Source organism: Ahniella affigens (assembly GCF_003015185.1).
Taxonomy (GTDB): domain Bacteria; phylum Pseudomonadota; class Gammaproteobacteria; order Xanthomonadales; family Ahniellaceae; genus Ahniella; species Ahniella affigens.
In genome coordinates this window covers 4,577,165-4,589,247 of record NZ_CP027860.1, presented here as the reverse complement: position 1 = coordinate 4,589,247, position 12,083 = coordinate 4,577,165, and the positions used below count along the sequence as shown (strand labels likewise).

Sequence of the window (12,083 nt, the reverse complement as noted above, 5' to 3'; positions counted from 1 at the left end):
GTGAGAGGGCCCGGTCGACACGCGCCCTTGCCAGACTCAATGACGCGGAAGTACAAGCACTCAGTCTAGAAAAGCAACTCCGGCGCGCTCTGCAGAGCAACAAGATCGAGGCTACCCGGTCAAATAGGTACCGATGCCTGTCGTTGATGCAAAGAGGGGAGCTTTTCACGATCCGAACACGACTACGAGAGTGCGAAAAAAAAGCTAGATTGACTCAAAGGCAACTGAACCAAGCAGAGAGGTTGCGTTCAAGGGCAGTCAAGGTCATGAGGCGCTTGAATCATTCCGAATAGGCGCAAGTCCAAGCAAGGCCAAAACCGGTTGAAATAGAATCGGAGAGGAACTTGTGGATTTTGGATGCGGTCAGCAACGATTTGCTGCCGAACGGTCGGAAGAAACCAGCAGAACGGGAGCATCTCCGAGCCAAAATCGGCTGACTGTCGATACCTTGCTAGCGAGCTACCTGATCTACGGCAGACTTCGGATGAAACCAGCTCGCATCCGACCCAAGAAAATCTTAGACTAGGCAGCGATGGCCGCGCGGCAAGAAACACATCCGCGCACAAAAGCGAGTCCAAATCATCGAGGCCCAGATCGGAAAGACTGGTGTAGTGATAGGCTACTCCCCAGCAATCGGCGGTTTGCGAAAGCATCAGTTTCGTCAATTGCGATTGGTCACTCTTGGGGATATCGAAAATGCGAATAGGGAAAGATGCGTGCTGTAGTCGACGGTTCGTAAACTCGGAACGGATAGTGCTCTTGGCGTTGCTGCTCATTTTATGCGCCTCCAATACGCGAGCATCAGAGCTCGCTGTCTATCCGGCGCCAGTTACTGCTGTCGAGCTTGAGGACCCCGTTTCTCCGCCTCAGGAGCATATCGACCGCGTCGAGAAAACAAAAACAGTCGTGCCGCTTGATGAGAACCTATTTGGCGACTCAATCAACTATTACACGGGGACGGTTGAGTTCTCAGTCACAGACGTATCGATTCCAGGGAACAGTAACCTTCCAGTAGCAATCTCAAGGAGGCTTGACGTCAGCACGACACGGTCTCGAGGCGCTCAGGGTAGAAGTCCACACGTATTCGAAGAATGGGATCTCGATATACCGCATCTTCATGGTGTTTTCGCAGCTTCAACAGGTTGGCAAGCCGGGCCGATTGCCAACGTCCGATGCAATCAGTCAGACCCGAACCTGGCAAAGCCACCTCAAATGGGTTCTATCGAAGCAGATGACTACTGGCTGGGCAATATGCTTTACGTCCCCGGATCAGGTGACGACGAAATCATGCACCTGCCGGGGTCTGCACCCAATCGCCCAACGGATGGACAGACCTACCGGTGGGTGACAAAGGGGCTATGGTACTTTTCATGCTTACCGACCACCGCAAATGGTGTAGCAGGTGATGCCTTCCTGGCTCGTGATCCGAAAGGAAATAAGTACTGGTTCAACCAATTTGTTGAGAAGCTCTACGCGCCAGTGCTCAGAGGGTCGCAAACTCTTCAGCAACTCGCTAGACGAGAAACCTTCATCTTGCCTACTCGGGTTGAAGACAGGTTCGGAAATTGGGTGACATACTCGTACAGCGCGGCTAACCCAAGGAATTTGACGCGTATCGAAGCAAATGACGGTCGCTATCTCGATATCGTTTACAATACGCAAACAGGGCCATCGAGTCGCATCACTTCAGTAACAGACGGTGTTCGAACGTGGACCTATCTATATGGAGGTTCGTCCGTCGGTACCCTCACCTCGGTAGTGCTGCCTGACCAGTCATCGTACACATACAATAGTAGCGCGCTGTTTGATGACCATGTCGACTCAACTGCTCCGACCTGCGGAGGTTCCGCTCCTTTCGTCTATTCCTTCGAGAAGACGCTATCGATGACCCATCCGTCTGGGGCGACGGGAGAGTTCAGATTCAAGTTCATCCGGAACGGTCGCACCTACGTGCCACAAAACTGCTGGACAGCCGACAGTCAATCAGGGGATCGCCACCCTCTCAACTTCGTTGCGTTAGGGCTCGTCAGAAAGCGAATAGTAGGCGGTCTCATTCCGTCGCCACTTGAGTGGACGTGGACGTATCCCGCGGCCACATACTCTTACGACTTTCAGTGCAGCCCTTCTTGCCCTATCTCCAAACTCATCACGATTCTACAGCCTGACGGCAGCCAAGCAGAACTTACCTTCGGAATTCGGTATGGATCAAATGACGGGCTGCTGCTGTCCGAGCGGTTAACAAGCGCAGGATCGCCGCTTCGCACGACAGACATCGACTATCAAATCGACACCGCGGGGCAGAACTTTCTCGCAACGGTAGGCACGCCCATTCGCTCCTATGGGGACCCTTCCACCGGAAAGTTCAAACCAAAAAAGAGTCAGGTCATATCCCAGCAAGGGGCAACATTCTCGTGGCAGGTCACGCAGTCATCGGGGGTCTACAGTTTTGATCAGTTTGCGAGACCGCTGAACACTCTGGCGAGTAGCTCGCTTGGCTATAGCAGGAGCGAAGGGAAGACCTATCAGGATTTCCCTGGCGTCTGGGTTCTCAGTCAGCCAGGGACAAGCACAGTCAATGGAACAGTCGTTGACGAGAGTACCTACTATTCCTCTACCGGACTCCCGTTCCAGGAGTTTCGATTTGGAGAATTGGTAAGGACCTACAGTCACTTCACGGATGGTCTCTTGCAATCCATCACCGATGGAAGAATGAAGACGACTAGCTACTCACAATGGAAGCGAGGAATACCGCAGACCGTGACGTACGCCGACAGCAGTAGCAAGACAGCTGTTGTGGATGATCTCGGATGGATCGCTTCGACAACGAATGAGGCTGGTTACACGACATCGTACAATTATGATTCGATGGGTAGGGCAAGTCTTATCGTGTATCCATTGGATTCCAGTTCAACATGGGCGAACACTGTTCGAAATTTCTCGCGCTCACTCGGTGCGGAGTTCGGTTTGCCAGTGGGAACATGGAAGCAGACCATTGAGACAGGGAACAGTCGGAAGCACATCTGGTATGACCAATTGTGGCGTCCGATCCTTGAGCGCGAGTGGGACAATGGGTCGCCATCTGCGACACAGCGGTTCGTTCGCCGAGACTGGAGTTCGAGCAATCATGAGATATTCACAAGCTATCCGTTGAATTCGATCTCTGTAAGAGGCGATCTGGTCTTGGGTGTTAGCAAGCAGTTTGACCCGATCGATCGTATCGTTCTAGAAAGCGTTGACACCGACGGCGAACTGGTAGCTGATGCCACAACATCCTACTCCTACGGCAACAACTTCGAGACGCTGGTTACCGATCCAAGGGGGTTTCAAACTCGCTATCGCTACCAAGCATTCTCCGTTCCTTCCCTTGACGCTCCTTCAGAAGTCTTTTTTGGTGAGAACGGTCCTTTGGCCGAGCGGGTGACTGCCACGCTAGTTAGAGATGCCTTTGGCAAGGTTACTTCGATTACGAGGACTGGAAACGGAGCGAATGCGACAAGAAGCATGACCTACGACGCTCAGCAGCGGCTCTGTCAGCTCACTGAGCCGGAGAGCGGCGCCCTAGTGATTGCATACGATGCAGCTGGCAACCTTGACTGGAGCGCCGATGGTCGAACGCCCGCAGGAAACTGCAGTTCTGCACGAAACGGCGTGCCGGTGCAGGAGCGGACGATTCGATCCTACACCGATCGAAACTGGCTCTCGGCTGTGAACTATCCGGAACTTGCGGGCTTCGTTAGTCCTGACACAGCCACGACGTATACCCCAGACGGACTCGTCAAGACGGCAGTCAACGCTAATTCGCAATGGACGTATGACTACAACAGTCGGCGCCAGATCAAGTCCGAGACACTAGTATTCGAGGGGATTAGTTACGGTCTTGCTTGGGCATATGACTCTGTTGGGCATCTCGGCTCGCTTACCTATCCGGCGGGTTTCGTAAGCACATTTACGCCCAATGCACTAGGCCAAGCGACCCAAAATTCTGGGTTGGTTTCGGGTATCAGCTACCACGCGAACGGGGCCGCTGCCGGATGGACTTATGGAAACGGCGTTGTCCGGTCAATCACGCAGACGACGAGGCGACTTCAGGACCGAATCCGCGATGTGGGCTTAGGCCTTGTTCTGGATGAAGACTATGGTTACGACGCCGGACTGAATCTGTCAACGGTGATCGATGGTAGAGACGTATCAATGAATAGGACGATGACCTATGACGCACAAGATCGTCTGAAGTCTGCGCTCGGAGCCTGGGGTGCTGGCAATTTTACTTATGACGGCGCCGACAATCTGAAGTCGCTCGTACTAGGTGGAAAGAGCTACACGTACGCGTATTCAAGTGAAAAGCTTCTCAACGTCACGCCCTCTGGGTTTCCCCCGATTTCCTATTCGCACGATGCGAGGGGCAACATTACCGCAAAGGGCGGGATTACTTTCGTGTGGGACTACGCGAATCGGCTGGTACGAACGAATGGGGTAAGTCAGTACCTGTATGATGCACACGGTCACCGGCTGATGATTGAGAAGCTGAATCCTAACAATCAGGCAACTGGCGATCGTGTGTTTCAATTGTATAGCAAGAATGGCTATCTGCTTTACGAGTTCGCATCATTGGCAACTCCTCCAGAGACCCCACTTTTCAGTAACGGATTCGAGAATCAATCTACAAGTTCAAACTCTGAAGTGCGGGGCCTGACGGGTGCGGATAGCGAGGCTGGTGCTACTTCGCTTGTACCTGTTGATTCCATGGCTCAGTCCGCTGGAGTGGCTCGATACACCACATATCACTATGTCGGCAAACAGCTTGTTGCGCGTCGAGATGCTGAAGCGAGCGGTGTCGGTTTGCCTCCCAATGGAACCGCATTTGCGACTTTTTTTCTGCACACTGATACGCTTGGGTCAGTCGTTGCAGAGTCGGACGGGTCGCAGAACGTGGTTCGCCGCGCCCACTACGAGCCTTTTGGGATGCCAGTTTCTGCGGTTGCTTCCGGTCCGAGTTTTGCTGGTCATGTCTTGGATTCGAACACTGAGCTTGTCTACATGCGGGCACGGTACTTCGATCCTGATACGGGCAGGTTCCTATCCAAAGACTTGAGTGTTCCGAGTTCGTTTGACGCCGAGGATTTCAATCAGTATTGCTATGCCAGAAATAATCCGTACAAATATGTCGATCCTGACGGCAAGTTCATATTTTTAGCGCCACTGCTGACCTTGGGGGGAACGCTTACGGCAGGAGAAGCTGCCCTTGTATGGTTGGGGCTGGGGGCAATCGGTGGAACGGTAATTCTCGAATCCCAACAACAGCAAGATCAGATCGCATCGTCGCATTTGACGCCTAGCTACGCACCTCTTGTGACGAGAGATGTAGAAGCGAGTTGGGTGTTTAGTAAGCCTAGTGATGACGTGGACGATGACACGGATGACAGCGAAGATGAGGATGGCGACGAATTCGACGGCAAGCAGAGGGGACGCCGAGGCAATGATAACAATCCTCGCCATGAAGACGGTGCGGAACCAGCGTCCGAGAAGGCTGCACGCGATATCGGAGATCGAATCAAAAAGGATCTTGGTGCCGACGCGGCGCGCGACTTTCATGATGCGAAAGTCGGCCAAGATCGTAGTCTTGCTCAACTGAAGGACGATGCCCGAGCTCTATATGAGGAAGCGGGCGAGGAAGTGCCAAAGTGGCTTCGATGAGAATAGCTTGGAGTGTATATGCCCGATTTTAAGATCCCCCCCGAGCTTCAAGCTCTCGTCGATTTACCATGTTGCAGGCTGCGAATGGGCAATGAGCTGACGTTAAGCGTTGGATTCGGTCAGCTCATTCCAAGCAAAAGGCCTTCGCGCGTCGATGATCCGGATCCAGAATGGTGGTTGGGCACCTACTATGGGACCTGGCGCATCATGAAAGGTGATGAAATACTGTGTGGCTCATTTGATGCGGCTCGTGATCGCGCTTGGCTGGTTCAGAGAATTGGATCAATCGCGCCGGGCGCGTTTCAGTCACTGACACAGGCCAGCCCTTTCGACTTGAGGCTGGATCTGAGCAATGGCATTGCAATCGACTTTATGTGGACAACCTCTGAAGTGGAGGACCTTTTCATGGTGTTCGGGCCTAACGACCTGTACCTGACGTTTGGTCCACAATCCGGATGGCGTCGTGAGAATCGCTTTGCGCAACGTTAGGTATGGGCCGGTGACGAGATAAGTACGTGTCTCGCCAGTTGAAAAGCCGGTTTGGGCTGATCCCTTAATAGGTGGAGGCGCATTCCATGCCATGCTGGTCCGTTATTCGACGGCACGCCGGTCACCGATTCCATGGGGAGTCGGTCGGGGTAGAGGTGGGTAACCCGGTACCTTGACCCCCGCCTGTGTCGGGGGTTCCGGTGCCACAAGCGCGGTTACCCATGCGCAAGAATCTTGAGAATTTGAGGCTTCACGTTGAGGGCAAGCTGATTGGTCGGGCGATCGCTCGATCGATTCGGCGCAAGCTCGGCGGACGCACCAAGCGGGAATATGCTTTCCAGGAAAGCGCAGTCCACGCGAATAAGGTCAAACTATGCTTGCCCGTAAATGAAAGTACCCCCGAAAAAGCACAAACTATGCTTTCTCCCACACAAGCCGCAGCAACGAAGGTTGCAATGGTGGGCCCGCACGGATTCGAACCGTGAACCAAGGGATTATGAGTCCCCTGCTCTAACCGTTGAGCTACAGGCCCGTCTGTTGGGCCCGTCATTCTAGCGGGTCTGGCGGGGCGCGTCTGCGGGCGGTGCTGGATGGGTTTGATCGTCAGTGTGTTGGTCTGCGCGGATCACTTCTTGAATCACGGTCTGTTGCTGGCTTGGGCTGGCGGACCAAGTGCCGCAGTTGCGAGTCGCAACACGGCGCGGCTGCGCTGTAACGTTCGGCAGCACTGCAACGCTCGGCAGCACCTCCGGTCAGCCGCCCGCGGGCGACATGGACCGGAGCGTTTCGTGGCAAATCCAGAGCGGATGGTCGGAGCTGGTCGCTGCCTTCCATCAGTGCGGCCTGTGCGCTTTGTCTTCTGGCGGTGGGTCGCCGCAATTGGTTTCAGGCGCTGGGTCGATATCAGGTGTTGCCGTGTTGGGAACTTGTGAGTCCCCATAGAGCGTGTCCGGGCCTGGCATCAAATCTGCGCGCTTCAGGGATTCGAGGGCAATGGCATTCAGGTCGTCCAAGGCATTGAGTCTTGCGCCGATGTCCCAGCGGCCGTTGGCATCGGCGCGGACGCGAATGGCGCCATTGATGTTGGTGGAATAGGCGGCCAAGCGGGTCGGGCCGCGGGCCCAGTGATGATCGCGGCCGCATTGGAAATTGTGTGCGCGTGGAAATTGGAGGAGATACGGTCGGTAGGTTTGGGCGGCGGCACAGCGCGGGTGCCAGAACAGGCCGCCGGCGCTGAACATCACGGCTTCGGCCTGATTGGCAATGGCCCAGGAGGGGTTGTTGCTGTCATGGGAATCAGAGCCGTGGTGGGCGCCGGTGATGACGGTGGTCTGGTTCAGCGGGACGGGCAGGTTGTTGTCGATGCGTTGCTCGGTCTCACCGGTCATGTCGCCGGTAAACACGGTTTGGAACCGACCATAGCGTTGGGCGATCACCATGCTGGCGTCGTTCGGATTGGCCCCGGCATTCATCATGACGACATAGCCTTGAACATCGATCGACCAACCACCCGTGGGCTCGGGCTTGTAGCAACTCAGCGGCGGTTCGGGGGCTTGCGAGCGATAGATGCCGGACTTCCACAAGACTCTGGTGCCTTGGTTGTAGGCATTCCGCATCCAGTTGCGGACATTTGCGGGGTAGTTCTGCGGTGTGTCGGACATCACAATCGTGCTGATTCGGCGATTGGCCAAGACATCCGGCAGATAGCTGTTGTGATCGTAATGGGTGTGGCTGATCGAAACCGAAATGCTGGTGTTCGGGTTGATCAGGTTCGCGATGAAGGCGCTCACGTCTGCCTTGTTCCAGCCTACCTTGTCGAACGGCAGCGCGCCGCAGTCGAACATGATCATGCGGTTCTGATTCGGGCAGAGCATCAGCTGGCAGTTCCCGGCGCCCACTGGCAAGGTGTAGATCTGCAAGAGTCGGCGTGCGTGCGGAATCTCCGGGTCGCCCGTTACTACATCCATCCAATCTTCGGCGGGCCCGGGCTCTGGCCACGGCGCGGCAGTAAGTTCACCCGGCGCCCAGGTGGCATCATCATCACTAAGCGTTGCTGCAGCCGGGGCTGGCAGGCTGGTTCTCGGCGCCGGGCAATCGGCCACCAGGTCGAGCGAGATCAGACACAACAGCACAGCCAAAAAAGATCGTGAGCACCACATGGCAGTCTCCCATGCCGGCTCGGGATAAGCCGGATCGGCAGGCGATATGCAGATGGAGTGCCAGCGCCAAACGACTGATTTGATTGACGCGGGTGTCATGCGAGCCGGTGGCGACGCGTGTCCCGACATGTCCGACGCATCGGTCTCGGACAGCGGTTGTTCCGAAACACGCGGCTCCAAAAACAGAAGAGCCCGGCTTCGTGCCGGGCTCTTGGTTGAGCGTCACAATTACACCGTGATGCGCATGAGCTAGGGTGCGCCGAGTGCGGTGCAATCACCTGTATCGGGTGGATTACCCAGGTTTGCGCGCTTCATCGCTTCGAGTTCGATCGCGTTCAAATAGGCGAGGCCGTTGAATTGTGAGGCGTAATCCCATTGGCCGTTGTTGGCGACGCGCACGCGGATCAGGCCATTGTTGTTGGTCACGAACGCCGCGTTCTGGGTGTTGACGACTTGCCACTGACCGTTGTTGCCGCACTGGAACTGATGCGGTGCGGCGTCGGTGAACAAGTAAGGCCAGTACACGCCCACCGCCGGACAACGGGGATGCATGAATCGGGTGCCCGAACTGAACATCACCAGGCTGGCTTGATTCGCGTCGGCCCAGATTTGCGAATTACTGCCATGGGACACAGCGCCATGATGGGCGCCGGTAATCACGCGGGTGCCGGCCAGGGCAACCGGCGCCACGGGATTGACTTGTTGTTCGGTGGCGCCGGTCATATCGCCCGTGAACAGTGCTTGAAATCCGGCGTATTGCTGGGCAATCACCATGCTTGCATCATTGGCGGTCGCGCCGGCATTCATCATCACAATGTAGCCGGGCACGTCGATGTTCCAGCCGCCGTGAGCGTCGGGCGCATAGCAGCTCAATGACGGTTCCGGCGCGTGCGACCGATAAATGCCGCCGGTGTACAAAAGGCCAGTGCCTTGGGCTTGCAGATTCGCCATCCAATCACGAACCGCGGCGGGATAATCGCCAGGCTGGCGTGACATCACAATCGTGCTGATGGGGCGTCCGGCGAGAACATCGGGCAGATAGTTGCTGTGATCGGCATCCGGATGGCTGATCGATACGGCGATCTGGGTCTGATCATTGATCTGCGTGGCAATAAACTGCCCGACATCAGCGCGGTTCCAACCCAGATTGCCAAGACCGGTCGATCCACAGTCAAACATGATCATGCGGTTCTGATTCGGGCACAGCATCATCTGACAATTGCCGCTGCCAACGGGCAGCGTGTAGATGGTCATGATGCCGGCGAGCGCGGGAACTTCGGGATCGCCGGCGGGCATGCCCATCCAGTCTTCGCTCTTGCCCGGCGCGGGCCACGCCATGGGCGCATCTGCCGCTTTGGGCCAGATGGTGCCAGGGCCGGCCTCCAGCGGATTGGGCAAGTTGGGTGCGGACGCGGGCGGTACGGGACAGGACGCCAGCAGCGGCAACGACATCGAATACAGCAACACGGCAAGCAAGTTTCGGGTGGACAACATGACGGTCTCCGGTTTCGGCTCGGGATGAGCCTGGTTCCAGAGGCCGTTTGCAGACCTGATGCCAAGGGCAAGTGTTTGTTTCTGTTGCGGGGGCGGGCCGTCGGTGGTGCATCGAACGCTGTCCCGACGTGTCGGACACCGCGGCGCCTAAAGGGTCTGAACTTGTCGATCCTAGACTTTCAGACCCGCAATGGCTCTGAACTTCCTCAGAGGCTCCCTAAACGCTGCTCAATGCTCGCGCGGCAGCTGTTGTACAAAGCGGCGCAAACTCTCTTTCGGCGTCTTCAGCGCCGCGGCCCAGGCGTCCAATTGATCTGGAAATTGGCGCATCACGGCGCGCAGTTCGTCGGTCGGGATCTGTGCCGGCTGGCGGACGAGTTTGCTCTTCTGCAGCAACGCATAGAACGACGTGCGCGACACGCCGAGCTGCTCGGCTGCATCGCGTACACACCACCCGCAGGCGGCGAGCGATGCGCACAGTGCCGCATCGTCGACCGAACGCGGGTCGCGATACGAGCGGCCTTTGGTCGATTCGACTGCTGGCTCATTGACGGCGTGCGGGGTCGGCGCAGCCGTCGCGGACAGGCGCTGAGGCTTCGGTAGATCAGCAAGCACGGACGCCACCGTCACGGGCATTTGGCTGCGCCGTGCCAGCAGCAAACGGCGCACCACATGAACCAGTTGCCGCACGTTGCCAGGCCAGTCGAACAGCGCGAGCGCGGCCAGGTCACGGGCATCAAACAGCGATGGTTCGACGGCGTTCTCTTGTTCGAGCACATGACGAACCAGTACGCCCAGATCCTCGCGGCGCAAGCGCAGCGGCGGCACTTGGATCACGAGCGCCTCCAGTCGTCGCAGCAACGGCACATTGAAGCTGCCATCGGCGAGCGCGCGATCGGTGGCCGCAATCACCCGAGCCGTGCTGTGCTCGCTGCGACTGGCGCCAACCGGACGGTATTCGCCGGTTTCCAGAGCGCGCAGCAGCATCGGTTGCACGAGCGCGGGCGCATCGCCGATCTCGTCGAGGAACAAGCTGCCGCCTTGGGCTTCGGCAAAAAAGCCACGCCGGCCCTGGGTGGCGCCGGTGTAAGCGCCTTTGATGGCGCCGAACAAATCCGCGGCGGCCAGTTGTTCGCTGAGGGCTGCCATGTTGACGCTGACCAACGCGTGGGCATGGCGCTGGCTGCTCGCGTGCAAGGCACGCGCGATCAATTCTTTGCCGGTGCCGCTCTCGCCGAGAACCAGGACCGGCAGCTCACTGCGCGCCATTTGCCGGACCAGGCTTCGAATGTTCGACATCAAATGGCTGACGCCAATGAGGCCGAGATCCGGCTCGCGATCGGGAATGCATAGGATCGTGCCCAGGCACAACACCAACTGCTCGCCCAGTTCAATGACGACGCCTTGAGTAAGTGCTGCGGCGTCCAGATCGATCTGGTGATTGATCATCCGCCCCTGCACCCGCACCAGCATGCGGCTGTCCGGGACGGTGATGCGTACGCCGCCGTCGCGTTGGGTGTGAAACAGCAGCGGCTGGCGTGACACCGACCGGTGCGCCAATGGCTCGCTCTGTTGCCGATTGGCGGCATGGAAGATGGGCGCGAGCCGGTTGACGGTGAACTCGGTGTTGGTGTCCAAAGGCAGCGCGGCTTGGGCGCCGATGCGATGGCGATCGGGATGCCAAAGAATGGTCAGACCGAGGCAAGTCTGCTTGGCCAGGCGTCGGCGATGTGCCGGTGCAGACAGCGTGTCGTCAGTCAGCGCATGGTCGTGGGCGCTCATGGGGTCCCTCAAGTGTGTGCGCGCGCGTGCCGGATTGGCCAACGTGCGTCGCCGCTATTGTAGGCGCGTCTGCAATTGTATCGATCGAATCAGCGCGAAGATGCCTCAGATTGGCAGCTTCCATGGTCGTCATCCTGGAAGCCGCGCAGCGGGCTCCAGGATCCAGGGCGATCTGGCGACGATGGGTGATCTAACGAGGGCCGGCCAGATTGCTGATTCAGGGCCAGATTGCCCTGGATCCCGGCTGCGCCAGGATGACGACAATAGGGGTTCAACTTGCGCGGTGCGGCTGACGCCGGTGAGCCAAGGACGCAAGCGGTACTTGGTCGAATCAGCGCGAAGGTGCCTCAGATTGGCAGCTTCCATGGTCGTCATCCTGGAAGCCGCGCAGCGGGTTCCGGGATCCAGGGCGATCTGGCGACGATGGGTGATCTAGCAAGGGCCGGCCAATTTGCTGTTTCAGGG

6 protein-coding genes and 1 tRNA gene are annotated in these 12,083 nt (G+C 57.3%); 3 read left to right on the top strand and 4 right to left on the bottom strand.

Features of this window, described 5'->3' with window-relative positions:
- Positions 1-759 precede the first annotated feature (759 nt).
- From C7S18_RS17715 to C7S18_RS24255, 3 genes are all read left to right on the top strand, one after another.
- A complete protein-coding gene (locus C7S18_RS17715) occupies positions 760-5,694 on the top strand; it encodes an RHS repeat domain-containing protein (RefSeq protein WP_170113336.1) in 4,935 nt (1,644 codons plus the stop codon).
- 18 nt (positions 5,695-5,712) lie between these two features.
- Complete coding sequence (locus C7S18_RS17710; RefSeq protein ID WP_146151986.1) at positions 5,713-6,183, top strand: hypothetical protein; 471 nt, start codon at positions 5,713-5,715, stop codon at positions 6,181-6,183.
- 221 nt (positions 6,184-6,404) lie between these two features.
- A complete protein-coding gene (locus C7S18_RS24255) occupies positions 6,405-6,668 on the top strand; it encodes a hypothetical protein (RefSeq protein ID WP_146151985.1) in 264 nt (87 codons plus the stop codon).
- Here the strand turns inward: C7S18_RS24255 and C7S18_RS17705 are convergent.
- From C7S18_RS17705 to C7S18_RS17685, 4 genes are all read right to left on the bottom strand, one after another.
- Positions 6,640-6,715, bottom strand: a tRNA-Ile gene (locus tag C7S18_RS17705). The genes C7S18_RS24255 and C7S18_RS17705 overlap by 29 nt on opposite strands.
- 301 nt (positions 6,716-7,016) lie before the next feature.
- The gene (locus C7S18_RS17700; protein ID WP_146151984.1) at positions 7,017-8,321 is read right to left on the bottom strand and encodes a ComEC/Rec2 family competence protein; all 1,305 of its coding nucleotides are present in this window, start codon (positions 8,319-8,321) and stop codon (positions 7,017-7,019) included.
- A gap of 270 nt (positions 8,322-8,591) precedes the next feature.
- Positions 8,592-9,836, bottom strand: a complete 1,245-nt coding sequence (locus C7S18_RS17690; protein ID WP_106892815.1) for a ComEC/Rec2 family competence protein — start codon at positions 9,834-9,836, stop codon at positions 8,592-8,594.
- A 228-nt stretch (positions 9,837-10,064) separates the two neighbouring features.
- The gene (locus C7S18_RS17685) at positions 10,065-11,618 is read right to left on the bottom strand and encodes a sigma 54-interacting transcriptional regulator (protein ID WP_106892814.1); all 1,554 of its coding nucleotides are present in this window, start codon (positions 11,616-11,618) and stop codon (positions 10,065-10,067) included.
- Between the last annotated feature and the right edge of the window lie 465 nt (positions 11,619-12,083).